This is a genomic window from Thermobifida halotolerans, assembly GCF_003574835.2.
Lineage (GTDB): Bacteria > Actinomycetota > Actinomycetes > Streptosporangiales > Streptosporangiaceae > Thermobifida > Thermobifida halotolerans.
Genome location: NZ_CP063196.1, coordinates 3443526 through 3470511, shown reverse-complemented (window position 1 = coordinate 3470511; position 26986 = coordinate 3443526). Strand labels below are relative to the sequence as shown.

21 protein-coding genes are annotated in these 26986 nt (G+C 72.9%); 12 read left to right on the top strand and 9 right to left on the bottom strand.

Features of this window, described 5'->3' with window-relative positions:
* Nucleotides 1-29 precede the first annotated feature (29 nt).
* A complete protein-coding gene (locus tag NI17_RS15495; RefSeq protein ID WP_084012877.1) occupies nt 30-2672 on the top strand; it encodes a bifunctional FO biosynthesis protein CofGH in 2643 nt (880 codons plus the stop codon).
* Between the two features lie 42 nt (nt 2673-2714).
* On the opposite strand, the gene NI17_RS15490 is transcribed toward NI17_RS15495, so the two are convergent.
* Both NI17_RS15490 and cofD read right to left on the bottom strand, forming a co-directional pair.
* Nucleotides 2715-3986 (bottom strand): coenzyme F420-0:L-glutamate ligase, encoded by a 1272-nt coding sequence (locus NI17_RS15490; RefSeq protein ID WP_119267649.1) that lies wholly within the window; start codon nt 3984-3986, stop codon nt 2715-2717.
* Nucleotides 3983-4951, bottom strand: a complete 969-nt coding sequence (gene cofD, locus NI17_RS15485; protein ID WP_068693997.1) for a 2-phospho-L-lactate transferase — start codon at nt 4949-4951, stop codon at nt 3983-3985. Before cofD ends, NI17_RS15490 begins: the two co-directional genes overlap by 4 nt.
* Before the next feature lie 216 nt (nt 4952-5167).
* Between cofD and NI17_RS15480 the strand changes: the two genes are divergently transcribed.
* The 4 genes from NI17_RS15480 to NI17_RS15465 all read left to right on the top strand — a co-directional run bounded on the left by NI17_RS15480 (nt 5168) and on the right by NI17_RS15465 (nt 12057).
* Nucleotides 5168-6676, top strand: coding sequence for a hypothetical protein (locus NI17_RS15480; protein ID WP_243597521.1), 1509 nt, complete (start codon nt 5168-5170; stop codon nt 6674-6676).
* 214 nt (nt 6677-6890) lie between these two features.
* Entirely contained in the window at nt 6891-7178 is a 288-nt protein-coding gene (locus NI17_RS15475; RefSeq protein ID WP_068692101.1) for a WhiB family transcriptional regulator, read from the top strand.
* 251 nt (nt 7179-7429) lie between these two features.
* Nucleotides 7430-10645, top strand: coding sequence for a glycosyltransferase family 2 protein (locus NI17_RS15470; protein WP_068692103.1), 3216 nt, complete (start codon nt 7430-7432; stop codon nt 10643-10645).
* Entirely contained in the window at nt 10642-12057 is a 1416-nt protein-coding gene (locus NI17_RS15465) for a DUF5719 family protein (protein WP_068692105.1), read from the top strand. Before NI17_RS15470 ends, NI17_RS15465 begins: the two co-directional genes overlap by 4 nt.
* Before the next feature lie 71 nt (nt 12058-12128).
* Here the strand turns inward: NI17_RS15465 and NI17_RS15460 are convergent, their stop codons facing one another.
* Nucleotides 12129-12524: a metallopeptidase family protein gene (locus NI17_RS15460; protein ID WP_199860079.1), complete on the bottom strand. Its 396-nt coding sequence runs from the start codon at nt 12522-12524 to the stop codon at nt 12129-12131.
* Between the two features lie 176 nt (nt 12525-12700).
* Between NI17_RS15460 and NI17_RS15455 the strand changes: the two genes are divergently transcribed.
* The 5 genes from NI17_RS15455 (at nt 12701) to NI17_RS15435 (ending at nt 17388) form a co-directional block, all read left to right on the top strand.
* Entirely contained in the window at nt 12701-13117 is a 417-nt protein-coding gene (locus NI17_RS15455; RefSeq protein ID WP_068692109.1) for a DUF3499 domain-containing protein, read from the top strand.
* A 181-nt stretch (nt 13118-13298) separates the two neighbouring features.
* Nucleotides 13299-14666, top strand: a complete 1368-nt coding sequence (locus NI17_RS15450) for a phosphomannomutase/phosphoglucomutase (RefSeq protein WP_068692111.1) — start codon at nt 13299-13301, stop codon at nt 14664-14666.
* A 42-nt stretch (nt 14667-14708) separates the two neighbouring features.
* Nucleotides 14709-14885: a Trm112 family protein gene (locus tag NI17_RS15445; protein ID WP_084012667.1), complete on the top strand. Its 177-nt coding sequence runs from the start codon at nt 14709-14711 to the stop codon at nt 14883-14885.
* 79 nt (nt 14886-14964) lie between these two features.
* Nucleotides 14965-16080 carry an SIS domain-containing protein gene (locus NI17_RS15440; RefSeq protein WP_068692113.1) on the top strand — a complete coding sequence of 372 codons (1116 nt, stop codon included), beginning with the start codon at nt 14965-14967 and terminating at the stop codon, nt 16078-16080.
* A 30-nt stretch (nt 16081-16110) separates the two neighbouring features.
* On the top strand, nt 16111-17388 hold the full coding sequence (locus NI17_RS15435) for a serine/threonine-protein kinase (protein ID WP_068692115.1): 1278 nt from the start codon (nt 16111-16113) through the stop codon (nt 17386-17388).
* 188 nt (nt 17389-17576) lie between these two features.
* Here NI17_RS15435 and NI17_RS15430 read toward each other — a convergent pair whose 3' ends face one another.
* On the bottom strand, nt 17577-18827 hold the full coding sequence (locus NI17_RS15430) for a hypothetical protein (protein WP_234401983.1): 1251 nt from the start codon (nt 18825-18827) through the stop codon (nt 17577-17579).
* A gap of 243 nt (nt 18828-19070) precedes the next feature.
* Here NI17_RS15430 and ahcY point away from each other — a divergent pair, with 243 nt between their 5' ends.
* A complete protein-coding gene (gene ahcY / locus NI17_RS15425) occupies nt 19071-20507 on the top strand; it encodes an adenosylhomocysteinase (protein ID WP_119267656.1) in 1437 nt (478 codons plus the stop codon).
* Nucleotides 20508-20619: 112 nt separating this feature from the next.
* Here ahcY and NI17_RS15420 read toward each other — a convergent pair whose 3' ends face one another.
* Nucleotides 20620-21411, bottom strand: coding sequence for an RDD family protein (locus NI17_RS15420; RefSeq protein ID WP_119267655.1), 792 nt, complete (start codon nt 21409-21411; stop codon nt 20620-20622).
* 162 nt (nt 21412-21573) lie between these two features.
* On the opposite strand from NI17_RS15420, the gene NI17_RS15415 reads away from it, so the two are divergent.
* Complete coding sequence (locus NI17_RS15415) at nt 21574-22569, top strand: stage II sporulation protein M (RefSeq protein ID WP_068692119.1); 996 nt, start codon at nt 21574-21576, stop codon at nt 22567-22569.
* A gap of 298 nt (nt 22570-22867) precedes the next feature.
* Here the strand turns inward: NI17_RS15415 and NI17_RS15410 are convergent, their stop codons facing one another.
* Genes NI17_RS15410 through NI17_RS15395 form a run of 4 tightly spaced genes read right to left on the bottom strand, consistent with a single transcriptional unit; the run spans nt 22868 to nt 26985 of the window.
* On the bottom strand, nt 22868-24169 hold the full coding sequence (locus NI17_RS15410) for a DUF58 domain-containing protein (protein WP_068692121.1): 1302 nt from the start codon (nt 24167-24169) through the stop codon (nt 22868-22870).
* 52 nt (nt 24170-24221) lie between these two features.
* A complete protein-coding gene (locus tag NI17_RS15405) occupies nt 24222-25205 on the bottom strand; it encodes an AAA family ATPase (protein WP_068692123.1) in 984 nt (327 codons plus the stop codon).
* Entirely contained in the window at nt 25202-26377 is a 1176-nt protein-coding gene (locus tag NI17_RS15400; protein ID WP_068692125.1) for a DUF4350 domain-containing protein, read from the bottom strand. The genes NI17_RS15405 and NI17_RS15400 overlap by 4 nt, the downstream gene beginning before the upstream one ends.
* On the bottom strand, nt 26374-26985 hold the full coding sequence (locus NI17_RS15395) for a DUF4129 domain-containing protein (RefSeq protein ID WP_068692329.1): 612 nt from the start codon (nt 26983-26985) through the stop codon (nt 26374-26376). The genes NI17_RS15400 and NI17_RS15395 overlap by 4 nt, the downstream gene beginning before the upstream one ends.
* Between the last annotated feature and the right edge of the window lies 1 nt (nt 26986).

Sequence of the window (26986 nt, the reverse complement as noted above, 5' to 3'; positions counted from 1 at the left end):
GCGGGAGGTCTGGGGCGTATTGTGCGCCCATGAGTGGTTCTGGAAACGGGAAGAGTGTCCCCACCGCTTCGGCCATGCGGCGCGCGCTGGCCCGCGTCAGGGACGGCAAACCGCTGGACCCGACCGAGGCCGAGATCCTGCTGCACGCCCGGGGCGACGACCTGGAGGCCCTGCTCGACCACGCCTCCCGCATCCGCGACGCCGGACTGGCCGCGGCCGGACGTCCCGGCGTCATCACCTACAGCCGCAAGGTCTTCATCCCGCTGACCCGACTGTGCCGGGACCGCTGTCACTACTGCACCTTCGCCACGGCCCCCGCGAAGCTGCCCGCCCCCTACCTGTCCCCGGACGAGGTCCTCGCGATCGCCCGGGAGGGAGCCGCCCTGGGCTGCAAGGAGGCGCTGTTCACCCTCGGCGACCGCCCCGAGGACCGCTGGCCGCAGGCCCGCCGGTGGCTCGACGAGCAGGGCTACGACGACACCCTCTCCTACGTGCGCGCCATGGCCATCATGGTCCTGGAGGAGACGGGCCTGCTGCCGCACCTCAACCCCGGCGTGCTGACCTGGGGCGACCTCCAGCGCCTCAAGCCCGTCGCCCCGTCCATGGGCATGATGCTGGAGACCACCTCCACGCGGCTGTTCACCGAACGCGGCCAGGTCCACCACGGCAGCCCCGACAAGGACCCCGCGGTGCGGCTGCGCGTCCTGGAGGACGCCGGACGCTCCAGTGTTCCCTTCACCACCGGAATCCTCATCGGCATCGGCGAGACCCCCGCCGAGCGCGCCGACTCGATCTTCGCCATCCGCAGGACGGCCCGCGAGTACGGCGCGATCCAGGAGGTCATCGTGCAGAACTTCCGGGCCAAGCCCGACACCGCGATGCGCGACCGGCCCGACGCCGAACTGGAGGACCTGGCCGCCACCATCGCCGTCACCCGCGTCGTGCTGGGACCGAAGGCCCGCATCCAGGCCCCGCCCAACCTCATCACCGAGGGGCGCGACCCCGGAGACGGCGCGGGCGGCGAGTTCGCGCTGATGCTGCGCGCCGGGATCGACGACTGGGGCGGCGTCTCGCCGCTCACCCCCGACCACGTCAACCCCGAACGCCCCTGGCCGCAGATCGACGCGCTCGCCGAACGCACCGCCGAGGCGGGCTTCACGCTCCGCGAGCGCCTCACCGTCTACCCCGAGTACGTGCGGCAGGGCGAACCGTGGATCGACCCCCGGCTGCTGGGCCACGTGGCCGCGCTCGCCGACCCCGCCACCGGCCTGGCGCGCGCCGACGCCGTCGTCACCGGACGCCCCTGGCAGGAGCCCGAGGCGGGCATGGCCGCGGCGGGCCGCACCGAACTGCACGTGGAGGTGGACACCGAGGGCCGCAGCAGCGACCGGCGCGGCGACTTCGACGCCGTCTACGGCGACTGGGCGCGGCTGCGCGAGCGCGTCGCCCGGCCCGCGCTCGGCACCGGCGCGCCCCGCCGCTTCGACCCCGAGATCCGCGCCGCGCTGCGCCGCGCCGAGCACGACCCCGCCGCGCTCACCGACGACGAGGCGCTGGCCCTGCTGTACGCGCACGGCCCGGAACTGGAGGAGCTGGCGGCGCTGGCCGACCGGGTCCGCCGCGACGCCGTCGGCGACGACGTCACCTTCGTCGTCACCCGCAACATCAACTTCACCAACGTCTGCTACACCGGCTGCCGGTTCTGCGCCTTCGCCCAGCGGCGCACCGACGCCGACGCCTACACCCTCTCCCTGGACCAGGTCGCCGACCGGGCGGCCGAGGCGTGGGAGGCGGGCGCCACCGAGGTGTGCATGCAGGGCGGCATCCACCCCGACCTGCCGGGCACCGCCTACTTCGACATCGCCCGCGCGGTCAAGGAGCGGGTGCCCGGCGTGCACGTCCACGCCTTCAGCCCCATGGAGGTCATGAACGGGGCCGCCCGCACCGATCTCCCGGTGCGCGAGTGGCTGCTGCGGGCGCGCGAGGCCGGACTCGACTCCGTCCCCGGCACCGCCGCCGAGATCCTCGACGACGACGTGCGCTGGGTGCTCACCAAGGGCAAACTGCCCGCCGCGCAGTGGGTGGACGTCATCACCACGGCGCACGACCTGGGCATTCCCACCACGTCCACCATGATGTACGGGCACGTGGACACCCCCGAGCACTGGGTGGCGCACATCAGGCTGATCCGCTCCCTCCAGGAGCGCTCCCTGGAGCGCAACGGCCGCCCCGGCTTCACCGAGTTCGTGCTGCTGCCGTTCGTGCACACCAACGCGCCCATCTACCTGGCCGGACTGGCCCGGACCGGCCCCACCACGCGGGAGAACCGGGCGGTGCACGCCCTGGCCCGGCTGCTGCTGCACGGCGCGGTCGACAACATCCAGTGCTCGTGGGTCAAGCTCTCCGAGGAGCAGTGCCGCCAACTGCTCGACGGCGGCGTCAACGACGTCGGCGGCACCCTGATGGAGGAGACCATCAGCCGCATGGCGGGCTCCGACAACGGCTCGTTCAAGACCATCAGCGACATCCGCGCCCTGGTCGAGCCGACGGGGCGACCGCTGCGGCAGCGCGACACCCTCTACCGGGAGGTGCCCGCCGAACGCCGGGCCGTGGCCGAGGCCAACGACGGCGTGGCCGCGAGCCTGCGCCGCCCCCGGCTGCCGGTGGTGTGACGGACGGGCGCGCCCCGGCCCCGCCGGGGCGCGCCGAAGGGCTCAGCGCACCTCGATGAACGCCTCCGGGTCGCGGGGCGGGCGCTCTTTGGGCGGGGCCGCGGCGTGGCCGACCGCCACCGCGCCCATCGGCTGCCACTCGTCGGGCAGGGCCAGTACCCGCCGCACCACGTCGGGGCAGAACAGCGTGGAGGACACCCAGGCCGACCCCAGTCCCTCCACCGCCAGGCCGACCAGCAGGTTCTGCACGCCCGCGCCCATCGCGACCAGGAACATGGCGCGTTCCGCCGCGGAGCGCCGCTCGTCGGGGTAGGCGTGCGCGCCGTCGGCCACCAGGCAGGGGACCACCAGGTAGGGGGCGCGGCGCAGCACGTCGCCGCGCCGGGTCCGCTTCGCGATGCTCTCCTCCGAGAAGCCGTCCGCGCGCAGGTCCGCCACCCAGGCGTCCAGCATCGCGTCCAGCAGCCGTCCGCGCTCGGTCGCGGACTCCACCAGCACGAACCGCCACGGGGTCGTGTGGTGCGGGGCGGGCGCGGTGATCGCGGCGGCCACCGCGCGGCGCACCGCCTCGGGGTCCACCGCCTCGTCGGTGAACTCGCGGACCGTGCGGCGCGCGTGGACCACGTCCCGGGAGCCGTAGCGGAACAGGTCCTTCTCGACGGGGCGCACCAGGGCGCGCGCCCCCTCGCCGTCGTCGTCGGTGACCAGGTGGCCCAGGCCGCGCACGACCGCCACCGGAACACCCGACGTCTTGCCCTTGACCAGCTCACCGGCGGAGGCGATCTCGTCGGCCACCGCGTTGAGCGTCACCTCCAGCACGTTGCCGTGGGAGTCGCGCCGACCCCGCAGGTCCTCCAGCACGGTGATCCCGGCGGCGCCGATCGCGATGTCGGTCTGCCCGACGCGCCACGGGCGGCCGAAGGTGTCGGAGACGACGACCGCGACCCGCACCCCCAGGCGCTCCCGCAGCCCCGCGCGCAGCCGCCGCGCCGAGGCGTCGGGGTCCTCGGGCAGCAGCAGCACGTGCCCGGGCGCCACGTTGGAGGAGTCCACCCCGGCCGCCGCCATGACCAGGCCGTGCCGGGTCTGCACGATGCGGGTGGCGCCCCGGCGGGCCACCACGCGCACGGTCTCGGCGTCGACGGCCGTCTCTCGGTCCGCCTTCAGGAGGCGTCCCTCGGCCTTGCTGACGATCTTGGAGGTGACGACGAGCACGTCGCCGTCGGCCAGCTCCGTGTGCGCCGCGAGGAGTTCGGCGAGGTCGTCACCGGGGCGCACCTCGGGCAGCCCCTCGACCCCCCGGATCGTGATCATGACCGTCCTCCCAGTTCGACCGCCAGGTCCACGGCGGCGCGCGCGATGGCCTCGGTGCGCTCGGGGTCGCTCATGTAGAGCGGCATGGCGCGCACCGTCACCCCGTCCACCGCCGCGTCGGCGTCGGTGTCGTCCACCAGCCAGCCGTCCAGCAGTTCGGGGCCGTAGTGCTCGGCCACGGCCCGGGCGCTGGTCTCCACGCCGATGGCGCTGAGGCAGGCGTCGGCCATGCCCCGGACCGGGGCCCCGCCGATGATGGGGGAGACCCCGACCACGGTCTTGGCGGCCACCGCCTCCCGGATGCCGGGGACGCCGAGGATCGAACCGACGCTGACCACGGGGTTGGAGGGCGGCAGCAGGACGAGGTCGGCCTCCTCGACGGCGGCCAGCACCCCGGGTGCGGGCTCGGCCGAGTCGGCGCCCACGCTCACGAACGCCTGCGCGGGTGTCTGGGCACGGTAGCGCACCCACCACTCCTGGAAGTGAATGGCACGCCGACCGGAGCCGTCCTCGACGAGAACATGCGTCTCCACCTGGTCGTCGGTCATCGGCAGCAGGCGCACCCCCGGTCGCCAGCGGTCGCAGAGCGCCTCGGTGACCGCCGAGAGCGGGTATCCTGCCGCCAGCATCTGCGACCGCACGATGTGGGTGGCCACGTCGCGGTCGCCGAGGCCGAACCACTGCGGTTGCATGCCGTAGGCTATGAGTTCCTCACGTACCGTGAAGGTCTCGTCGGCGCGTCCCCATCCCTGTTCCTCGTTGATTCCACCGCCCAGGGTGTACATCACCGTGTCCAGATCCGGACAGACCCGCAGTCCGAAGAGGGTGATGTCGTCCCCGGTGTTTCCGATCACCGTGATCTCGGGCTGGGAATCGGCCTGGTCGGCACGGTTGTGAAGGGCGTCCTTGAGGCCCCGGAGGAACCGTGCGCCACCGATGCCGCCAGCCAGTACGACTATCCGCATGGGATCAAGTCTGGCAGTCTGGGAACGTGCGCCGCGCCCCCTGTGGTGTCGCGTGCTCGCGCGGCCACCGACGGGCACACGGACGTGTGCGGTACCGGGCGGCGATCGGGTCGCGGCCTCCCGCGACGCCTCCACGTCTGGATTCCGCTGCCCGACCAGCGATGTGCAAAGCTTCCACCGACGCGACAAGAAGCAGCCAGCGGAGGGGAACCTCTCTTGAACAACGAAGCAATCCAACGGTTGCGCGAGCCGGCCGCCTGGGCGCTCCTCGGCGCCGTGGCGGCCGTCATGCTCGGCGCACTGATCTACGTATTCGGCGGAGAACCGGATACAGGCAGCGGTGGGTCCGCTAGAGCGTTCGTGGATATCGGCGGCCACGTCGTCGGCCCCGGCACGGTCGCGCTGATCCTGGCCGCCGTGGCGCTCGTGCTGACCGGGCCGAACCGCTCGCCGCGCACCTTCGGCATCGTGCTGATGGCGATGATCGAACTGGGCGTCGGGGCGCTGCTCGGCGTGATCTCGCTCATCATGGGGTTCGTCGCCTACAGCGACACCCTCGCCAACGCCTTCCAGCACTTCTTCGTCACCGGCGCCAACCTCGCCGTCGTGGTCTTTGCGGGACTGTTCCTGATCCGGGTCTTCGGCGACCCCAACCTGGTGCCCCGCAGCGCCCCGAACGCCTACCCCGCGACCGGCGCGCAGCAGGCGTTCGGCCAGCAGCAGCCCGGGTACGTCACCGGCGCCCAGCCCGGCGCGGCCCAGACCGGAAGCTGGCCGCAGCAGCCTCAGGCGGGCGCGGCCCAGACCGGAAGCTGGCCGCAGCAGGGCGACGCCTACGCCCAGGCCGGGACCGCGCAGGGCGACGCCCAGCAGGGCTATGACCAGGCGGCCTACGGTCAGCAGTACCAGCAGGGCTATGACCAGCAGGCTTCCTACTCCCAGACCGGTGGGCAGCAGGCTGCGGCGGGCTATGACCAGGCGGCCTACGGTCAGCAGTACCAGCAGGGTTACGACCAGCAGGCTTCCTACTCCCAGACCGGTGGGCAGCAGGCTGCGGCGGGCTATGACCAGGCGGCCTACGGTCAGCAGTACCAGCAGGGCTATGACCAGCAGGCTTCCTACTCCCAGACCGGTGGGCAGCAGGCTGCGGCGGGCTATGACCAGGCGGCCTACGGTCAGCAGTACCAGCAGGGTTACGACCAGCAGGCTTCCTACTCCCAGACCGGTGGGCAGCAGGCTGCGGCGGGCTATGACCAGGCGGCCTACGGTCAGCAGTACCAGCAGGGCTATGACCAGCAGGCTTCCTACTCCCAGACCGGTGGGCAGCAGGCTGCGGCGGGCTATGACCAGGCGGCCTACGGTCAGCAGTACCAGCAGGGCTCCTACCCCGCCGCCGACTCCGAGTCGACCCTGGTGCAGCCCGCGGTCTCCGACCCGTCGCCCGGCTCCTACCCGGCCGGAGACGACGTCCTCTCCGGAGAGCGCGCGGCCCAGGACGCGATCCAGCACGGCTGGTCGCAGCCCTCGTCCGACTCCGCGGACAGCCAGAGCGGCAAGAACCCGGCCTACACCGACCCGGCGCAGGGCGGACAGTACGGCTCCGGCGGCTACGCGGCCCCCTCCTACGAGACTTCCGGCGGCTACCCCTCCGAGCAGCAGCGGCACTCCGGTTCGGAGACCGACGGCTCGTGGTCGGGGCAGTACCGGGACGACAACCGGCCCTGACCCGGTCCCCCCGAACACCGACGAAAAGGACGAGGTAATCCCCTGGATCCGTGCGAGCGGCTTCGGAAGCTTGTTTGTTACATGATATTCAGGGGATTACCAGCTAACGCGGTTGACGCATAGCGGAGGCCGCACGTGTAATTTCAAGGTGTGATTCCACCTCCCCGGGGGTCGTAATGGGGAGGTACATCCAGGGGGGCAATAGGAGGTGCGCATGAGCGAGGTTATCCCGCTGGCGCACGGCCCGGACGAGGATCTGGGCTGGCAGGAGCGCGCACTGTGTGCGCAGACCGATCCCGAGGCGTTCTTCCCCGAGAAGGGCGGCTCGACCAGGGAAGCCAAGAAGGTCTGCCACTCGTGCGAGGTGCGGGTGGAATGTCTGGAATACGCGCTGGAGCACGACGAGCGCTTCGGTATCTGGGGAGGACTCTCCGAACGGGAGCGGCGTCGCCTCAAGAAGGCCGCGGGCCAGGATTTCGATTTCTCACCCGGCGCGATGTAGGCCACAACGCATCACGGCGTGCGTCCCGGCTTTTTTGTCCGGGGCGCACGCTTTTTTTGTCAGTTCTTTACCCGGCGGGATTTGCGGGGGCCGGACGCGGGCGCCGCGGGCGCGGACCGGGGCCGCGACCAGCGCCTGTGGACGGCGGCACCCCGGTGGGCGCGCGAGTGGCGTATCGTGATCCTCCGGCAGCGACCTGACCGCAATAGCCTTTTTATCCGTTTCATGAACTTCTGAGGCGACCACCAGCAGTGTTACCCCTGGACTCCGCCCGGCACATCGTCACCGCCGTCGTGGTCACCCACGACGGCGCCCGTTGGCTGCCCGAGACGCTGGAAGCGGTCCGCTCCCAGACCCGACCGGTGCAGCGGATCATCGGAGTGGACACCGGAAGCCGCGACCGCAGCGGCGCCATCCTCGCCGAGTACATCAACCCCGAGGCGATCCTGACCCTGCCCCGGAACACCAGCTACGGCGGCGCCGTCCAGGAGGCCCTGGACCATCCGAGGTCCCGTTCCCGGCTCTCCGAGTCGGAGGGAACCGTCGAGTGGATCTGGCTGGTCCACGACGACTGCACCCCCGAACCGGACGCCCTCGAACAGCTCCTGGCCGCGGCCGACGACGACCCGCGCGCCGCGGTCCTGGGACCCAAGCTGCGCGACTGGTTCGACCGCAGGCTCCTGCTCGAGGTCGGCGTCACCATCGACGGTGCGGGACGCCGCGAGACCGGCCTGGAGACCTCCGAGTACGACCACGGGCAGCACGACGGCACCCGCCAGGTCCTGGCGGTCTCCAGCGCCGGGATGCTCGTCCGCCGGGACGTGTGGGAGGCCCTCGGCGGATTCGACCGCTCCCTGCGGCTGTTCCGCGACGACATCGACTTCTGCTGGCGCGTGGGCGGCGCGGGCCACCGGGTCCTCGTCGTCACCGAGGCCGTCGCCTACCACGCCGAAGCCGCCGCGCGCAGACGGCGGCGCATCCACGCCACCGGCGACCACCCCCGACGGGTCGACCGGCGCAACGCCCTCTACGTCCTGCTCGCCAACCTGCCCGCCGGGGCGATGCTGGGCGCGCTGCTGCGCAACTCCTTCGCCTCGGCCCTGCGCGTGCTGACCTACCTGGTCGCCAAACAGCCCGCCAACGCCCTCGACGAGGCCGCCGCCATCACGTCGGTGTTCTTCGTGATGCCGTTCCGCCTGATCAGAGCCAGGATCAGACGGCGCAGGGGGCGCCGCCGCACCTACAGCGCGATCCGGCCGTTCATGGCCCGGGGGGTGGCGCTGCGCCAGTTCACCGAGGTCGTCGCCAACCTCCTCAGCGGAGACCCGCCCTCCCTGGACACGGCGGGACGGCACCAGGCGGTCACCGTCACTCCCCAGGTCGACGACGACGACCCCCTGCGCGACGACTCGGGCCTGCTGCGCCGGGCGATCACCAACCCCGCCGCCCTGCTGGTCGTCGGACTGACCGTGGTCGCCCTCGTCGCCGAACGCTCCCTCCTGCTCGGCGACCGGCTCGCCGGAGGCGCCCTGCCGCCCGTGTGGGGCGGCGCCTCCGACCTGTGGGGGATGTACCTGGCGAGCTGGCACGACGTCGGCGTCGGCACCGACGCCACGGCCCCGCCCTACGTCGCCGTGCTCGCCCTGCTGTCCACCCTGGCCCTGGGCAAGCCGTGGCTGGCGGTCACCGTCGTCCTGGTCGGCTCCGTGCCGCTGGCCGGATTCACCGCCTACCTGCTGGCCCGCAGGGTCCTGCACTACCGCCCCGCCCAACTGTGGATGGCGGCCTCCTACGCGCTGCTGCCCGTGGCCACCGGGGCGATCTCCCAGGGACGCATCGGCACCGCCCTGGTCCACGCGCTCTTCCCGGTGCTGGGACTGCTGGCCACGAGCGTCCTCACCCTCAACCCGCGCCGCTCCCGCCGGGCCGCCTGGGCGCTCGGACTGGTGCTGGCCCTCCTCATGGCGTTCGTGCCGCTGGTGTGGGTGCTGGCCCTGCTCAGCGGCGTCCTCATCGCGGTCGCCTTCGGGCACGTCGGCCGCCGCCTCCACGTCAGCCTGGCCGTCAGCCTGGTCACACCGCTGGTACTGCTGCTGCCGTGGACGCTGGAGCTGTTCCTGCACCCGTCGCTGTGGCTGCTGGAGGCGGGGATCAACCGCTCCGACACCGTCGACGCCCGACTGCCCGCCGAGGCCCTGCTGCTGCTCTCCCCGGGCGGCCCCGGAACCCCGCCGATCTGGGTGACCGCCGGGTTCGTCGCCGCGGCGCTGTGCGCCCTGCTGCTGCGCCGCAACCGGATGCTGGTGGCCGTCGGCTGGTGCGTCGCCCTGATCGGCGTCCTCATCGCCATCGCGGTCAGCCGGCTGCCGCTGAACCTGGCCTCCGGCGAGGACGCCACCGCCTGGCCCGGGGTGGCGCTGGCCTTCGCGTCCACCGCCATGCTGCTGTCGGCGGCCACCGCCGCGCAGTCCTTCAGCGACCTGTGGCGGCTGGGCTGGCACCGCAGGCTGTTCGCGGCGACGGTCGCGCTGCTGGCGCTGACCACGCCGGTGACGGCGGCCGGACTGTGGATGTGGCACGGCGTGCAGGGGCCCCTCACCGGCGACGCGCCGCCCTCCCTGCCCCCCTTCCTGGAGTCGGTGAGCGCCGACGGCACCCAGCCCCGCACGCTGGTGGTCTCCCCCCGAGACGACGGCACGGTCAGCTACGCCGTGCTGCGCGGACGCCCGCCCCGCCTCGGCGAACCCCAGATCACCCCGGACCCCGACGTCGACGCCCGGCTGGGCGAGGTCGTGGCCGCGATGGTCGCGGGCCGCGGCGGCGACGAGGCGGACGCGCTGGCCGACTTCGGCATCCGCTACCTGCTGGTCCCGGCCCCCGAGGTCGGAGACACCGTGGACCGCACGCTCGTGGACACCGTCGACGCCCTGCCCGGCCTGGAACGCCTCCAGCTCACCGAGGAGTTCGCGCTGTGGCGGCTGCTGGAGGAGACCGGGCGGCTGCGCATCGCCTCCTCCGGCGAGGAGGAGCCGACCGTGCTCCAGTCCGGTCCGGTGGACGCCGAGGTCGAGATCCCCCCGGGAACCGGGGGACGCCGCCTGCTGCTGGCCGAACCCGCCGGGAGCGGCTGGCAGGCCACCCTGAACGGCGTCGCGCTCACCGGCTCCCGCACGGAGTGGGGCATGCAGGAGTTCGAGCTTCCCGCCCAGGGCGGCCGACTGGTGCTCACCCACACCGAACCGGCCCGCCAGATCTGGCTCGGCGTCCAGGCGGTGCTGGTGCTCGTGGTGGTGGCCCTGGCCCTGCCCGGCGCCCGGACCGAGGAGGACCTGCGGGAGCAGGCCACGCAGCCGACCCTGAGACCCCGGCGGCCGGGCGGCCGCAGAGCGGCCGAGGGGACCCGCCGCGCGGGCCGCGGTCGCCGAGGTCGGCGGCGCACCCGACAGCGAGGAGGATCGTCCAGGTGAAGCTGCTCGTCGAAAACCGCTTCGCGCTGCTGGTCCTGGTGGTGGCGGCCCTGGCCGCGCTGTTCGGAGCGGCCCGGCTGTCCTCGGCCGCGCTGCCGCCGCCCGCCGAGGAGGCCGAGCTCGTGCTGGCCCCCGTGGAGTCGACCACGCGGGTCTGCCCGACCCCCCAGGGCGAGGACCGCCGGACCCTGGTGGGGGGATTCGCCCCCGGAACGGAGAACGGCGCCGGGGAGGGGAGCCTGGCGGTCGCCCCCAACCTCGCCGACACCGTGCCCGCGGAGCCGACCCAGACGGTCGGGCAGCCGTGGCGGCACGAACCGGAGGAGACCGGGAACGGCACCGTCGCGCACGCCGAGGGCGTGTTCGCCGCCGGAGCCGAGATCTCCCAGACGACCGCGGGGGACGCGTCGGTGACCGAGATCCGCTGCACCGAACCCTCGTCGAGCACGTGGTTCGCGGCGCCGGGCGGAGCGGAGCTGGAGGACCTGCGGCTGCACCTGGCCAACATCGACGACACCCCGGCCACCGTCAACGTCGACCTCTACGCGCCCGACGGCCCCACCTTCTCCCTGGAGACCCGGGGCGTCACGGTCGACCCCCACACGGAGCTGGAGCTCGCGGTGACGTCCCTGGTGGAGGCCGCCGAGGCGGTCGTGGTGCACGTACGCACCAACGCGGGCCGGGTCGCCGCCGCGCTGTACGCGGAGCGCTCCGCGGACGGCGCCGACTGGGTCCCGGTCTCCACGGCCCCCGCGACCAGCCACGTCATCCCGGGAGTTCCCGGCGGGGAGGGCAACAAGCGCCTCGTCGTCGCGACCACCTCGGACGAACCCACCACGGCGCAGGTCCGCCTGCTCACCCCCGACGGCGAGGTCGAGACGGAGGCGCTGGCCGAGGTGGAGATCCCCCCGGCGGCGTCGGCCCGCGTGAGCCTGGAGGGGCCGCTGGAGCAGAGGCCCGCGACCGTGGTCGTCACGGCCGACCAGCCGGTCGTGGTGGGGGTGTCCGTCAGACGCTCCGACGACGACACCGCCCACACCGCGGCCACCGAACCCCTGACCCCCGGCCCGAACGCCCGCACCGTCGCCCCTCCCGCTCCGGAGGAGGCGGACACCGCCCTGCTGCTGGGCGCCCCGGAGGCGGCGGCCACGGTCGCTCTGACCCCGGTGGCCGCCGACGGCGACCGCGGCGAGACGCACGAGGTCACGGTCGAGGCGGGCACCACGCTCGTCCCCGAGCTCGACCCCGCCGACGCGGCCTCATGGATCGTCGAGGTCACCGACGGCGGCCCGCTGTACGCGGCCCGCACCCTCACCGTCGACGGCACGCTCAGCGTCCTGCCCCTGAACCCGGCGCCGACCGAGGTGCCGCTGCCCCGCGTGGTCGACAGCCTGACCGCCGTGGTGCCCTGACCCGGCCGGGGCGCACACGGAAAAAAGGGGCCGCCGCGTTCCCCGCGGCGGCCCCTCGGACACTTCGGACGTTATGCCTCGGGATCGACCGTCTCCGGTTCCAGCCCCAGCAGGTTGGCGACCTCCTCGACCACGGTGTCGTAGACGAGCAGGGCCATCTCCTCCGGGTCCTTGGTGCGGATCTCCACGGGGCGTCGGTAGACGATGATGCGTGCCCGGCCGGGTCTGGCGGCCTCGAGTCTGGAGAAGGGAATGCCGTCCTCGGCGGTCACCCCGCGCGGAACACGGGGGACGTCCTCGACGAGGAACTCCACGTTGGCGAGTTCCCGGGCCCAGACCCGTTCGAGGCGCTCGACCGCGTCGAGGACCAGATCGTCGAACACCTGCGCTCTGCTGCGCGTGACCGGCAGCTCCGGAGGCGTCAGCGGGCCCCGGATTCCACGACCTCGGCGGTCCCTGCGTCGTATCCGTCCGGCCTGGGATTGGTTAAGGTGCAATCTTCGCACAACTTCGAGCCTAAGCCATGACAGCCTCGCCGCGCAGCCCCGGGGACACCCCGACGTGTCCGATTTCCCTCCGGCAGATGGGGACACCGTGCGGCGAAGGTGGCGCAGCGGGCAGGAAAGGGATACCGTCTGTCCCCGTGAGCGTTAGCAGACGCTGTTCGCGCACCGCGTGCAGGCAGCCGGCAGTCTTCACGCTCACCTATGTCTACGCGGACTCCACCGCGGTGCTCGGCCCGCTGGCCGCCTACGTCGAACCGCACTGCTACGACCTGTGCGCGATGCACGCCGACCGCCTGACCGCTCCGCTCGGCTGGGAGGTCGTGCGACTGCCCGCCGACACCTCCACCGGCGGCCCCGGAAGCGACGACCTCGAAGCCCTCGCCAACGCGGTGCGCGAGGCGGGCCGCAAGCCCACCGCGCGGCAGCCTCCCCCCACCGGGCAGGGGGTCGAGACCGCCCGCCGCGGCCATCTGCGCGTGGTCCGGTCCGAACCGGTCCGTCCCGACGAGCGGAACCAGCCCCGCTCCGCGCGTCGGCCCTCCCGGGACGTTTGAGCCCACTCCGGCTGGAGATCCGGAACACATGAGGCCAACAGGGAATCATACGGCAGGCCCGTGTCCGCGGCGCCGCTTCGCCCCGCCACCGCGAAACGGGGGTCTTGTACGTTTGACCCTGCGGACCCCCGCGGTCCGCGCCATTGACCATCGGCCGCATATCGACACCTCCGGAGCTGCTGTGGGTGACCTCGGTCAGATCTTCAAGGCATACGACATCCGGGGCGTCATCCCCGACACGCTCGACGCGTCCGTCGCGCGGGCAGTGGGGGCGGCGTTCGCGCACGTCGTCGACGGCGACGAGATCGTCGTCGCGCACGACATGCGCCCCTCGTCCCCCGAACTGGCCGCGGCGTTCGCCGAGGGCGCCAGCCGCCAGGGACGCAACGTGATCATGGCGGGCCTCGGCTCGACCGACCTGCTCTACTTCGCCTCGGGCAAGCTGGGCGTCCCCGGGGCCATGTTCACCGCCAGCCACAACCCCGCCCAGTACAACGGGATCAAACTGTGCCGCGCGGGGGCCGCGCCGATCGGCGCCGACAGCGGACTGGCGGAGATCCGCGCCCTCGCGGAGAAGGGGATGCCCGAGCACGACGGCCCCGCCGGAACCGTCACCGAACGCGACCTGCTCGCCGACTACGCCGCGCACCTGCGCTCGCTGGTCGACCTGTCGGGCATCCGCAGGCTCAGGGTCGTGGTGGACGCGGGCAACGGGATGGGCGGCCACACCGTGCCCGCCGTCCTGGGAGACCAACTGCTGGACCCCCTGCCGCTGGACATCGTCCCCCTCTACTTCGACCTCGACGGCACCTTCCCCAACCACCCGGCCAACCCGATGGACGCCGCCAACCTCGTCGACCTGCAGGCCAAGGTCCGCGAGACCGGGGCCGACATGGGGCTGGCCTTCGACGGCGACGCCGACCGCTGCTTCGTCGTGGACGAGCGCGGCGAACCCGTCCCGCCGTCGGCCGTCACCGCGCTGGTGGCGGCGCAGGAGCTCGCCAAGGAGCCCGGCGCGACCATCATCCACAACCTGATCACCTCCAAGGCGGTCCCCGAGATCGTGGCGGAGCGCGGGGGCGTCCCGGTGCGCACCCGCGTCGGCCACTCGTTCATCAAGGCCACCATGGCCGAGACGGGAGCCGTCTTCGGCGGTGAGCACTCGGCGCACTACTACTTCCGGGACTTCTGGAAGGCCGACACCGGGATGCTCGCCGCGATGCACGTGCTGCGGGTCCTGGGCTCCGACCCCCGGACGCTGTCGGAGATCACCGCCGAGTACACGCGCTACGCATCCTCGGGCGAGATCAACTCCGAGGTCGCCGACCAGGCCGAGCGCACCGCCGCGGTCGAGGCGGCCTTCGCGGGGCGCGAGGATGTGGAGAGCGTGGACCACCTCGACGGACTGACGGTGAACCTCTCCTCGGGGAGCTGGTTCAACCTGCGGGCCTCCAACACCGAGCCGCTGCTGCGCCTCAACGTGGAGGCCCCCGACGCCGAGTCCATGGCCGAACTGCGTGACGAGGTCCTGGCGATCATCAGGGCCTGACCGCCGCGCACGGCTGTCCGACCACAGAAAGAGACGCGAGCTATGAGCACCAAGATCGACGAGTGGCTGCTGGAGATCCTGGCCTGCCCCAAGAGCAGGGCCCCGCTGCGGCTGGACGAGGAGGCCGGTGAGCTCGTCTGCGACGAGAGCGGCCTGGCCTACCCGATCCGCGACGGGATTCCCGTGCTGCTGGTCGACGAGGCACGCAGGATCGGATAACGCCGAAGCGGTGCGGTCAGGACCGGCCCGGGGCGATGGAGCCCCGGGCCGGTCCCGCTGACCGAGAGGGGAGCGGGTCATGGCTTTTGTGTTCGAGGAGTACCGGCTCGACGACGTGGGAACCGATCCCGCTCTCGACCGGGGAGGCCTGCTGCGGCAGACCGCCACGGCCGCGGCCCAGGTGCGCCAGGCCAGGACCGCCGCGCTGGAGTCCGGCATCGCGGTGCTCGCCGACGACGGTCGGCCGCGCTCCGTGGTGGTCGTGGGCACCGGCGTCGCGGCGTTCGCCGGCACCGCGCTGGGCGTGCTGCTCGGCAGCGGCTGCCCGGTCCCGGTGCACACCGCGGCGGGATACCGGCTGCCCGGGTGGGTGGGCGCCCACGACCTCGTCGTCGCCGTGGCGGCCGCATCAGGCCAGGAGGCCGATCCCGCCGTGCGGATGGCGGTCGAGGCCGTACGCCGCGGCAGCCGCCTCGTGGCCGTGGGACCGCGCGGCGGGCCGCTGGCCGGGGTCGCCGAACAGGCCCGGGCCCCCCACGTCGCGCTGCCCGTGCCGGGGGAGCCCCGCACCCTGGTGTGGTCCCTGCTCGTCCCGCTGCTCGTCACGATGGAGCAGCTCGGCGTGCGGGTGGCGACCGAGGCGGACTTCGAGGCGACCGCCGCGCTTCTGGAGGAGACCGCGCACCGCTGCCGTCCCGCCGCCGACACCTACGCCAACCCCGCCAAGGAGTTGGCGTTGGCCCTGGCGGACTCGCTTCCCGTGGTCTGGGGCGCCACCCCGGTGGCGGCGCTGGCCGCCCGGTGGGCGGCGGCCCAGTTCACCGCCAACGTCCGCTGCCCCGCGCTGGCGGCCGGTTCGCCCGAGACCGCCTGGGCGCAGGCGGCCGCGATGACCGGGCCGTTGGGCCCCAGCGGACCGCGCAGTATCTTTGACGACCCGGAGGATGACAGCGGAATCCGCATGCGGGTCCTGCTGCTCCGCGACGACCAGGCCTCGCCCGAGGAGGCCGCGGACCTCGCGGCGGCCGAACGCGCCGCCGAGGAAGCGGGAGTCCGGGTGAGCGAGGTCGCCGCACAGGGCACAAGTCCGATGGAACGTTTGGCCGGTTTGATCGCTCTAACCGATTACGCCACTCTGTATCTCGCAGTGGCTTATGCCGTGGAACCCCTAACAAATACTCTGGTCGTGCGATAGCGACGCTCACGACCGCTCTGGAGGAGATCGATGCCCGGTCCCGAATCGCTGCAGCCGAACGACCCCACCTCGTTCGGTGAGTACAGCGTGATTGGACGCCTGGGGCGCGGGGGCCAGGGAATCGTCTACCTCGCTCGCGACTCCGAGGGACAGAAGTACGCGGTCAAGGTGCTCAACGAACAGTGGTCGCAAGACACCGACCTGCGTAAACGATTCGAGAAGGAGGTCCGGGCCGCACAGAAGGTGGCCTCCTTCTGCACCGCCGCGATCCATGAGGCCAACCTCGACGCCGAGCCGCCCTACGTGGTCAGCGAGTACGTGGAGGGACCGGACCTGCAGGAGGCGGTGGCCAAGGAGGGGCCGCGCAAGGGAGCGGCCCTGCAGCGCCTGGCCGTGTCCACCGCGACCGCGCTGGTGGCCATCCACCAGGCCGGGATCGTGCACCGCGACTTCAAACCCGGCAACGTGCTCCTGGGCCGCGACGGCCCGCGGGTGATCGACTTCGGTATCGCCCGGGTCACCGACAGCACCGCGACGATGACCAACTCGATCGTCGGCACCCCGTCCTACATGGCGCCGGAGCAGATCGCGGGCAAGAACATCACCGACAAGGTGGACGTGTTCGCCTGGGGCTGTGTCATGGCGTTCGCCTCCACCGGCAACGCGCCCTTCGGCGCGGACAGCGTTCCGGCGGTGGTGCACCGGGTGGTCAGCGCGCCCCCGGACATCAGCGAGGTGCCCGAGCAGTTGCGGCAGATCGTCGCCGACTGCCTCGACAAGGACCCCGACAACCGGCCCACCGCCAAGCAGCTGCTGATGCGGCTGCTCGGCCACGGCACCGAGGACGAGGGGCGGGTGCCCACCTCCGAGGCGGTCGCCGAGGGCGAGAAGCGGGCGGTCGGACCGGTGGCCGCGAGCGGTCCGCAGACCCCTCCTCCCCACTCCCCGCCCCATCCGACGGCCAGCGGCCCGCAGACCCCCTTCCCCCACCAGATGCACTCCGGTCCTCCCGCGCCGCCGCACACCGGGCCGCAGCAGTCCCCCGGCTACCACCGGCCCGCACCGCCGATGCACAACCCCACCGTGACCGGAGGGGTGCATCCGAACATGACGGGCGGGCTGCCCCCCACCATGTCGCAGCGCCCGCCGCTGACCGGCCCCAACCAGGGATACACGGGCGGCCACCCGGGACAGCGGAGCCGGCCGGTGGAGGACCCGGTGCTGTCACAGGGGTGGGTGCTGCCCGCCGTGATCGTCACCATCATCGTCCTGCTGCTCGTCCTGCTGCTCACGGCGATCGCGCAGTAGGCCGCGCCGGCGGTCCGGGGGGCCGGGGCTTCTCCTGTCTTCCGGTGGTGGCCGGTGTTCTTCTCTCCGGTCTGTCGGTGGGGGCGCCCCCGGGCGCCTCCCCACCCGCGCCCCCACCCGCGGACTCGTTGGAGGGACGTCGGGCGCCACCGGGGCGGAGGTCCCTTCGGGACCGTCGGCTTCTCCGCTCAGGCCATCACCGAGGTCAGGCGGTCGACCGCGCGCGAGACCGTCTCGTCGGCCAGCGCCGCCACCTCGGGCCACCGTTCGTCGACGCTGTCGGTTGAGAGAAGAGTCACACAGTCGGTCGGAGCCAGGTCGAGTGCGTCCTCAGACCCCCCGGGAGAGTCCACGAGGGCGTCGGCGGTCACCGCGAGCACGCCGGTCGCGGGTGTGCCGACCTCCTGCACGCTCAACAGCAGCCGCAGCGTGGTGTCGGTGCAGTCGGCCTCCAGGCAGACCCACCAGGAGGGGCCGCCGCGGGCCAGCAGGGCGCGGTCGGCGGCGAGGTCCATCCGGGCGCGGTGGCCCCCCGCGTCGGCGGGATCTCCGAAGGTCACCCGCACCCTGCTGTCCGGGTCGAGCTCCCGCAGCACCATCGACAACGCGGGGGCGCGCTGCCGCAGGTGCTCCAGCAGCCGCCGGTAGGTGGCGCGGGCCAGGGTCTGGCAGTGCTCCCCGGACTCGCCGTCGTCGACCGCGGTCCAGCTCAACTCGCCGCGCATGACGGCGATCTGCAACTCGGCGAAGAGCCGGACGAGTGCGACGAGCCGGTCCTGCGGCAGCGGGGCGCGCTGCCGGGGCAGCCGCACCGAGACCGGCCGGTGGTCGGCGATCAGCGGAGGGTGGTTGGCGCGCATCAGCACCAGCGAGGCCATGGCCCACGGCAGCGGTCCGGTGCCCGGCGGGAGCGGAGCGGCGCCCTCGGCCGCGAGCAGTGCCTGCTCCGCGCACAGGTAGACCAGGGCGGCACGGATGACGGGGTGGGTCCACACCGCCGTGGCCTCGGCCAGGCAGCCCGTCAGGCGGTCGCCCAGGCCGGGGACGGACCGGCCGGTGAGGGAGTGCACGATGTCGTCGAGGTAGGCCGGGGTCATCTCGCGCCCGGTCCGGGACGCCTCGGTCAGGGAGGCGAGCGCCCGTTCCTCGGCGTGCAGCCGTTCGCGTTCCTCGGGGGACAGGAAGCCGCCGCTGTCGAAACCGTCGTTCACCAGTCGCTCGGCGGCCTCGGAGGCGGCCGGTGGGTGTCCTGCCAGGGTGCGCAGTTCCAGGATGTGTCGGCGGAGCAGGCGGGCCCGGTTGCCGGACCACTGGTGGCTGGGGCGTCGTCTCTGGTGGCCGGTCCACACCTCACGCAGCCGGTCCAGTTCGACGAGCCGGACTCGGAGGTCGTGCGGAAGGCGGTCCGGGGCCGGTTCAAAGCCGCGTAGCGAACTCACACAACACACCGTTACCCGCAGGCAATCGGCGAAACCTCCCCGATGCCGACCGATCACCCGGAGGCGGGAGAAAAGCCGGGGAACCGGTGGAACACTCCTGTTCGGGAGTTCGCCCCAGAAACGGGAATGTTTCCCGCATCAGACAAACCGGACAAAGTCCCATCGGGCTGGGGCGTCGAACCGCCGCTTCGCCCGTCCCGCTCATAGACTGCAGAGCGCATCCTCAGGACTGGAGTAAGACGCATGGCATTCGACTTCAAGGTCGCCGACCTCTCGCTGGCCGAATTCGGACGCAAGGAGATCCGCCTCGCCGAACACGAGATGCCCGGACTCATGGCCACCCGGGCGGAGTTCGGCTCCGCGAAACCGCTCAGAGGCGCCAGAATCATGGGCTCGCTGCACATGACCGTCCAGACCGCGGTCCTGATCGAGACCCTGGTCGAGCTGGGCGCCGAGGTGCGCTGGGTCAGCTGCAACATCTTCTCCACCCAGGACCACGCCGCCGCGGCCGTCGTCGTCGGACCCGACGGAACGCCCGACGACCCCCGCGGGGTGCCCGTCTTCGCCTGGAAGGGCGAGACGCTCGAAGAGTACTGGTGGTGCACCGACCAGGCGCTGACCTGGCCCGACGGCGAGGGCCCGAACATGATCCTGGACGACGGCGGCGACGCCACGATGCTCGTCCACAAGGGTGCCCAGTACGAGAAGGCCGGGACCGTCCCCGATCCCGCCACCGCCGACAGCGAGGAGTTCCGCGTCTTCCTGGAACTGCTCCACAAGAACTTCGCCGAGGACTCCGGCAAGTGGACGAGGATCGCCGCCCGGATCAAGGGGGTCACCGAGGAGACCACCACCGGCGTGCACCGCCTCTACGAGATGGACCGCGAGGGCACGCTGCTCTTCCCGGCGATCAACGTCAACGACTCCGTCACCAAGAGCAAGTTCGACAACAGGTACGGCTGCCGCCACTCGCTGGTCGACGGCATCAACCGCGCCACCGACGTGCTCATCGGCGGCAAGGTCGCGGTCGTGGCCGGATACGGCGACGTCGGCAAGGGCTGCGCGGACTCGCTGCGCGGCCAGGGCGCCCGCGTCATCGTCACCGAGATCGACCCCATCTGCGCGCTCCAGGCCGCGATGGACGGCTACCAGGTCACCACCCTCGACGACGTCGTCGAGACCGCCGACATCTTCGTCACCGCGACCGGCAACCGCGACGTCATCACGGCCGACCACATGGCCCGCATGAAGCACCAGGCCATCGTGGGCAACATCGGCCACTTCGACAACGAGATCGACATGGCGGGGCTCGCCGCGATCCCGGGCGTCGAGAAGATCGAGATCAAGCCGCAGGTGCACGAGTGGCGGTTCCCCGACGGGCACTCCGTCATCGTGCTGTCGGAGGGCCGTCTGCTGAACCTGGGCAACGCCACCGGCCACCCCAGCTTCGTGATGTCCAACAGCTTCACCAACCAGGTGATCGCCCAGATCGAGCTGTTCACCAAGACCGACGAGTACCCGACCGGCGTGCACGTGCTGCCCAAGCACCTCGACGAGAAGGTCGCCCGGCTGCACCTGGACGCGCTCGGCGTGAAGCTGACCCAGCTCACCAAGAAACAGGCCGACTACATCGGCGTCGACGCCGCCGGCCCCTACAAGCCCGACCACTACCGGTACTGACCGGCGCCCGTGAGCCGCGGGCCGTCCCCGACCGGTCGGGAACGGCCCGCGGCGGCGCGGAGGAGGCGTTCCCGACCGCCGCCCGGTAGCCGGACGCCTCCTCCGGAGCGGTTCAGGACCGGCCCCCCCGGAGGTGGGCGAGCCGCTCCTCCTCGCGGCGGCGGCGCTCGGCCAGCACGGCGGCCAGGTACTCGGGCGGGCTGGCCTGCGGGGGAGGCGGCGGAGCCACGTACCGCGAGACGGTGTTGGCCAGGCCGACGCCCATCTCGTAGCGGGTCTGGTCGGTGAACTCGGTGTAGCGCGTCAGGTACTGGTGGGCCGTCGCGGCGACGTCGGCGGGCAGCCGGGACAGCTCGGCCACCCGCGCCCACCCGGACATGGGGGGCGGCATCTCGATGACCGGTCCGGGACGGCGGCCGGTGCGCTCCTGCACGACGACGGTCCCGGCCAGGAAGTCGCCGACCCTGCGCCCCTGCCGGTTCAGCAGCGAACTGATCAGCGCGACCGCTCCGCTGGTCATCCAGAACTCCACCACCGTGGCCAGGGCCCGGGCGAGGGCCTGGCGGAACCGCACCGGCGATCCGTCGCCGCTGACCACCCGCAGTCCCAGCGCGAGCTTGCCGAGGCTGCGGCCGCGGCTGAGGGTCTCGAACGCCACCGGGTAGCCGATGAGGGTCAGCACGATGAGCGCCAGCTCGATGGCGGCGGGCAGCGCCTGGTCCAGCGCCCCGTCGGCCAGGAGCACGACGACCAGCGTCGCCGCCAACAGGAAGAAGAACTGCACGGACAGGTCGATGAAGACGGCCACCGCGCGACTGGCGAATCCGGCGGGCCGCAGGTCCAGAACGACCGCGTCCCCCGTCACCAGATGGGACTGTCCGCCGTGCCCTGCGCTGTGCGACACCGTCGTCTCCTCCTAGGCCGTGGGTCCGGGGCGGGCCGCCGGGAGGGGACGCGTCGGCGGCCCGCCCCGGGGTCTGCTCCCAGTCTCTCAGGTGCGGGCGGCGGCCGGACGCGACGGCTGACTCCCGGCCGCGGACGGCCACCCGGTGAGTAGAGTCGAGACGTGGATCTTGACCTCTTCACCGCCGAGCGCCGCCCCTCCTGGCAACGACTGCAGAGGCTGGTACGCCGCCACCGCCGTCTCACCGGCGAGGAGATCGACGAACTGGTCGAGCTGTACCAGCGGGTCTCCACCGACCTGTCCGTGCTGCGCTCGACGGGGCACGACCCGGCCCTGGCCGGGTGGCTGTCCGGCCTCGTGGCGCGGGCCCGCGCCGTCATCACCGGCGCCCACGCGGGCTCCTGGCGCGACTTCGGCCGGTTCTTCACCCGCTCCTTCCCCGCCGCCCTGTACCGGCTGCGCTGGTGGTGGCTGGTGGCCATGGCGGCCAACCTGCTGGTGGCCTTCGGGGTGGGCGCCTGGGTCGCCACCACCCCCGAGGCGCAGGCGGCCCTGGGCACCCCCGAGGAGATCAGCGCCTACGTCGAGCACGACTTCGCCAACTACTACGTGGAGCACCCGGGCGCGTCGTTCGCCGCCCAGGTGTGGACCAACAACGCCTGGGTCGCGGCGCAGTCGATCGTCTTCGGCGCGTTCCTGTGCCTGCCCGCGGTCTACGTCCTGCTGCTCAACTCCGCCAACCTGGGGGTGGCGGGCGGACTGATGGCCGCCCACGGCAAGGCCGACGTCTTCTTCGGGCTGATCCTGCCGCACGGCCTGCTGGAGTTGACCGCCGTGTTCGTCGCGGGCGGCGTCGGCATCCGGATCGGCTGGGCCTTCCTGGTCCCCGGCCACCGCACCCGCGCCCAGGCGCTGGGCCAGGAGGCCCGGGCCGCCATGGGGGTGGCGCTGGGACTCGTGGTGGTGCTGTTCGTCTCCGGCCTCATCGAGGGCTTCGTGACCGGCTGGGTGCACATCACCTGGCTGCGCATCGGCATCGGCGTGGTCGCCGAGGCCCTGTTCCTGCTCTACGTGTTCACCCTGGGCCGCCGCGCCGTCCACGAGGGCGAGACCGGCGACATCGCCGACGCCCCGCAGACGGTCGCGGTGGCGGGGTGAAAACCCCCGCGGACCGCAGTCCGGTCTGCTGCCTTGGGCGGCATGAACGCTGGTGCGGGAGTCGGAAAGAGGCAGTGATCGGAAGCGCCGTGCCGGCCGGGAACGCACCGTGGAGAAGTGCGGCGTCTCTATGCCTGAGATGCCCGCCGAGACGGTCGGTGCACCATCGACGCCACGGTCGCGGCCACAGCGTTGGAACAGCCCGGAGTCCGGCCAGTGCTCGCCAGCGCCCCCCGGAGGCGCCCCCGGCCCCGCGACGGCCGAGTCAGGATCGTCGCCGTGGACCGAGGCGTGCCGCTCAGAGCCTGCCCTGGGCCTTCAGCGTGATGTAGGCGTCGGCCAGGGCCGGGGCCAGCTCCTCCGGGACGGCCTCCACGACCTCGACGCCGCGGCGGCGCAACTCGGCGGTGACCCGGCGGCGCTCCACGATCGTCCGCTGCGCGGCGGCGGCGTTGTAGACGGCCCGGGTGTCCCCCCGCTCAGCGGCCATCTCCGTGACGCGGGGGTCGGCCACGGCCGCCACGAGCACCAGGTGGCGGGCGGTCAGCGCGGCGAGCCGGGGCAGCAGCCCCTCCTCCAGCGCGGCGGCGTTGAGATCGGTGAGCAGCACCACCAGCTGGCGGCTGCGGCGCTGGCCGCCCAGGACCGCGGCGACCATCCCCGCCGCGTCCACCTCCACCAGCTCCGGCTCCAGCGGGGCCATCGCCGAGACGATCGCCTGCAGCGTGCTGCCGCGCCCGTGCGCGCGCACCCGGGCGCGCACCCGGCGGTCGTAGGCGAGGAAGTCCACCCGGTCCCCGGCCCTGGCGGCCAGCGCGGTCAGCAGCAGCGCCGCGTCCATCGAGTGCTCCAGCCGGGGCAGGTCGCCCACCCGCCCGGCCGAGGTGCGGCTGGTGTCCAGCACCAGCAGGATGCGGCGGTCCCGCTCCGGCCGCCAGGTGCGCACCACGACCGTCTCGCGGCGCGCGGTGGCCCGCCAGTCGATGGAGCGGACGTCGTCGCCGGGCACGTACTCGCGCAGCGAGTCGAACTCGCTGCCCTGGCCGCGGATCATCGCGCGGTGCTGGCCGTCCAGCTCCCGCAGCCTCGACAGCTTGCCGGGAAGGTGGCGTCGGCTGCGGAAGGGGGGAAGCACCCGGACGGTCCACGGCGCCGAGTGCGAGGACTGGCGCGCCGCCAGCCGCAGCGGCCCGTGACTGCGCACCGTGACGTGCGCGCAGGACTGGTCGCCGCGCCTGCTCGGGGTCAGCGCCGTGCGGACCAGACGCCGCCCTCCGGGAGGCACCACCAGGCTGTGGGAGCGCGGCGCGGCCCCGGCGGAGGGCCGCCAGGCGTCGCGCACGGTGGCGCGCAGGGTGCGCCGCCCCGTATTGGTGACGACCAGCCACACCTCGGCGCTGTCGCCCAGCCGCGCCGAGGTGTCGCCCCCGTGTTCCAGGCGCACCGCGCGGGAGCTCGGGGCCAGCGCGAGATCCGCCAGCAGGGCCACCAGCAGTGACCCCAGGACCACCCACGGCACCCAGGCGCCCGCGGGCGCGGCGACGAACGCCGCCGCCACCCCGACGAACGCCAGGAACACCGCACGACCGGTGACAGCCATCAGTGACCAAACCCTCTCCTGGTTGTGCCCGCCGACACCGCCGGGCGGTCCGTCAGCGGGGAACCGGCACCGAGGCCAGCACGCCGTCGAGGACACCGTCGGTGGTCGCGCCCTCCAGCTCCGCCTCGGGGCGCAGCGCGACACGGTGCCGCAGGGTCGCCTTCGCCAGAGCCTTGACGTCGTCGGGCGTCACGTAGTCGCGACCCGACAGCCACGCCCACGCCCGGCTGGTGCGCAGCAGCGCGGTCGCACCGCGCGGGGAGGCCCCCAGCAGCAGCGAGGGCGACGTCCGCGTGGCCCGGCAGACGTCCACGATGTAGCCGAGCACCTGCGGGGCGACGTGCACCGCGTTCACCGCGTCGCGGGCGGCCTTGAGCTCGGCCGCCCCCGCCACCGCGCGCACCCCCGCCGCGGTCAGGTCGCCGGGGTCGAAACCGGCGGCGTGCCGACCGAGCATCTCGACCTCGTGGGCGCGTTCGGGCAGTGGAACGATCAGCTTCAGCAGGAAGCGGTCGAGCTGGGCCTCGGGCAGCGGGTAGGTGCCCTCGTACTCCACCGGGTTCTGCGTGGCCGTCACCACGAACGGGTCGGGCAGCGCCATCGGGCGCCCGTCGGTGGTGACCTGCCGCTCCTCCATCGCCTCCAGCAGCGCGGCCTGCGTCTTGGGAGGCGTGCGGTTGATCTCGTCGGCCAGCAGCAGGTTGGTGAAGACCGGCCCCTCGCGGAACTCGAACTTCGCGGTCCGCGCGTCGTAGACCATCGACCCGGTCACGTCGCCGGGCATGAGGTCCGGAGTGAACTGGACGCGCCTGTGGTCCAGCGACAGCGCGGCGGAGACCGTCCGCACCAGCAGGGTCTTGGCCACGCCCGGCACCCCCTCCAGCAGCACGTGCCCGCGGCACAGCAGCGCGATGACCAGCCCGGTCACCGTCTCCTCCTGGCCCACCACGGCTTTGGCCACCTCGGAGCGCAGCGTGATCAGGGCGTGTCGGGCCGAGTCGGCGGACGGCTCGGAGCCCGGGTGGACGTCGCTCACGACTGCCTTACCTCTCTTTCGAGTCGATCGAGTTCGTCGGCGAGTCGGACCAGTCCCGCGTCGTCGTGCGTGAAGGGATCGGAGCCGGCCGGTTCGCCGTACAGCAGGACGCGCACCTCCTGGGGGGAGCGTGCGCAGCGCGCGGAGACAGCCGCCACGACCGTCTCGGGGGTGGCGTCGGGACCGAGCCCCAGTCCCGGACGGAGGCGGCCGACCAGCCCCGAGCGCAGCGCGGCGGCGGCGCGGTCCCGGGCCCGGCGGGACGCGTACAGCCGCGCCCGGCCCTCCGTGGTCTCCGAGGCGCGCACCACGACCGGAAGGCGCTCGGCCACCAGCGGCCCCAGCCGCCGGCCGCGCCACAGCGCCAGCAGCGCGAACGCGGCCAGCAGCACGGGCAGGGACAGGAAGAAGCCCGGGTGCACCAGGCTCTCGGGCTCGGGCGCCTCGGACTCGGGGAAGTCGGGAACGAACCACACCACGTCGTGCCCGGCCAGCAGGTTCAGCAGCAGCGCCGCGTTGCCCTCGTGGCCCAGGCGCTCGTTGGACAGCGGGGTGGCCGAGCCCAGCACCGTGACCGTGCGTCCCCCGTCGGAGGTCTGGACCAGCCCGTGGCCCCCGTCCCCCGGATAGCAGGCGACGGAGCCGCCGACGTACAGTCTGTGGTCGAGTTCGACGGCTCCGGCCAGGACCGCGGCCCGCAGACCGCACCGGGGGGCGGGCGTGCCGGTCTCGGAGAGGCCGTCCATCTCGACCCCGGGGGCCAGCGCGTCGAGCATCTCGGCGGTCGGGTCCACCAGCACCAGTTCGCCGGGCAGTCCGGCGATCCGCTCGACGTCCTCGGGGAGCAGTCGGTCGCCCAGCACCACCAGCAGGACCGAGTCCGGTGCGACCGCGGACGCCGCCTCCTCGGCCGTGCGCGCGACGGTGACCTCGGAGCCGCGGTCCTCGAGGATCTGCGCCAGGGCGCGGGACCCCTCGGGGGTGGGCGCCTCGGGGTCGAGGGGGCCCTCGGGCAGCGGCTGGGCACCCCACGCCAGGACGGTGGCGATCCCCACGGCGACGAGGAGGAACGCCAGTGGGCCGCGGAGCCGCCGCCACAGTCCGGCGAGGCCGGGGGAGAGCGCGGAGGAGGCCGTGGCGGCGGGGGGCGGGGGGGAGGGGGGCGGCGTCATCGGGGCGGCTCCGCGGGGGTCGAGGGCACGGCGGAGCGCAGCGCGTCGTCGAGTGCGCACAGCAGACCGTACCCCTCGGAGGTCGCCTCGCGGTCGCCGTACCAGACGTCGTTGAACAGTGCCGCGGCCCGGTGCAGTTCGGCGCGCCGCTCCGGGAGCACGGCGGAGGCCTCGGCCGCCAGTTCGGTGGCGGTGCGTCCCAGCCTGGGGGAGATCACGGCGCGGTCCTCGAGGTCGCGGACGACCGCGCGCAGCCGCTCCCGGATCGCCTCGGCGTAGGCGCCCCGCGCGGCGTGCCGCTCGGCCAGCCCGCGGTGGTCGTCCGCGGTCATCTCGGCGGAGGAGTCGAGGGGGGCCGCGCGCCGGGAGACCCGGCCCGGGCGCAGGTACCAGATGAGCGCCGCGACCAGGAGCGCGAGGACCACCAGCAGCGCGCCCAGGGTCCACCAGCCGCCCGGAAGAGCCGCCTCCGCCCGCCCCAACAGGTCCTCCAGTCGGTCGTCGAACCACTGGAGCAGGCGTTCGAGCAGGGACGGCTGGGCTTCGCCGTAGACCGGGTCGGACAGCTCGTCCCAGGCGATCCGGGCTCCCTCGTCGCGGCTCACCATC